Raw genomic sequence first — 1,563 nt, 5'->3', positions numbered from 1 at the left:
GTAGACATAATGACTCCCCACAAGGTGCTGACCTCCGAGGACGTGGGTTAGCTTTGCAGCCAGAGCCATACTGTATTTGTTTACGATACATTACTGGAGGTCAGCATGGATAACAATAGCATCACTTTCATTGGTTTAGACACTCATAAAGAATTCTTTGAAGTGGCTTATATCGAAGATAGCCGCGATTCCAAACCTGTCAGTCTTGGACGTATTAGCGGCACTAAACCAGCGTTGCAAAAACTGGTTCGCCAGTTCGAATCCAAACATCCTGGGTCTACATTGCACTTTGTGTATGAGGCTGGCCCTTGTGGTTACTGGATTTATCGCTATCTCACAAGTCTTGGTCATTGCTGCTATGTCGTGGCACCATCTTTAATCCCTAAAAAAGCCGGTGAACGAATTAAAACCGATAAACGTGATGCTCTTAAACTCGCGGTTCTGCTACGTTCTGGTGATATTGACCCTATTTATGTACCAGAACCAGAAGATGAGGCGGTGCGAGATTTATCCCGTGCCCGCGAAATCTCCATGAAAGACTTAAAAGACGCTAAATATCAGCTCAAAGCCATGTTGCTGCGCAATAACATTCGCTGTGACGTGCAAGACAATTGGTCGGCCAAACACCTGCGCTGGCTGACTGAACTCATCTTGCCGCATCCCGCACAACAAATTGTTTTGCAGGAAGCTATACAGACTATTAGTGAGCGTATTCGCCGTTTAGAGCGGCTGGATAATGAACTCAGTTATCACGTCAAAAATTGGCGCTACTACCCTGTTGTTAAAGCTATACAGGCCATGCGAGGAGTCCGGCTGCTGGTCGCTGTTGGCGTGATTGCAGAGCTTGGCGATTTAGCCCGTTTCGACCACCCCAGAAAGCTTATGGCGTATCTGGGCTTAGTGCCATCAGAGCATACGAGTGGCAGCAAGCGCAGGCAAGGCAGCATTACCAGAACAGGGAATACCAGAGCCAGGAGGCTGTTGGTTGAAGGCGCACACACCTATCGTTATGCGGCCAATATCTCCACTGAGTTGCAAAAACGACAAGAAAGCCTTCCTAAAGAAATCACTGATATCGCCTGGCAAGCCCAGCTTCGCCTCTGTCGTCGGTATCAGCGGTTAATAAAGCGCGGTAAACACTACAACCTTGTGGTGACCGCCATTGCCAGAGAGATGATTGCCTATATATGGGCTATCTCCCGGGAAGTCGTGCTGACACCAGTGAACCCAACCAAACGGTTATCCAGGGTGCCCGCATGAGCGACAGGTTAGAGTTAATGCATTGGATCAAGCATCGGGTGTGGCACAACCACCGACGGCGTTAGGATGGCAGCAGCCTTACAGTTGCTGAACCTCGAACCTAGACTGAAGACAGGTGCCACGGCGGAATAAGTAAGGTAGGCTCTGTTAGCGCAAGCTGATAATCCACGTATACCAGCATGACAACCGACGAACATTACCTGCTTCATCTGATGCATTAACTCGCTTTAACAGCAAAACAAGGGCTCTTAATTGAGCAGGAATTTACTCAACCTGCTTGACGTGGGGAGTCATACCAACGCC

The 1,563-nt window shown here is 48.7% G+C and carries 1 protein-coding gene; it reads left to right on the top strand.

Going from position 1 to position 1,563, the window contains the following annotated elements; all coding sequences use genetic code 11:
• Window positions 1–105: 105 nt before the first annotated feature.
• Window positions 106–1,260: an IS110 family RNA-guided transposase gene (locus LSG37_RS21070; RefSeq protein ID WP_233081971.1), complete on the top strand. Its 1,155-nt coding sequence runs from the start codon at window positions 106–108 to the stop codon at window positions 1,258–1,260.
• Window positions 1,261–1,563 lie beyond the last annotated feature (303 nt).

It is taken from the genome of Rheinheimera soli (assembly GCF_021290985.1).
Taxonomy (GTDB): Bacteria; Pseudomonadota; Gammaproteobacteria; order Enterobacterales; family Alteromonadaceae; genus Pararheinheimera; species Pararheinheimera soli.
This window is presented reverse-complemented; position numbering and strand designations above follow the sequence as displayed.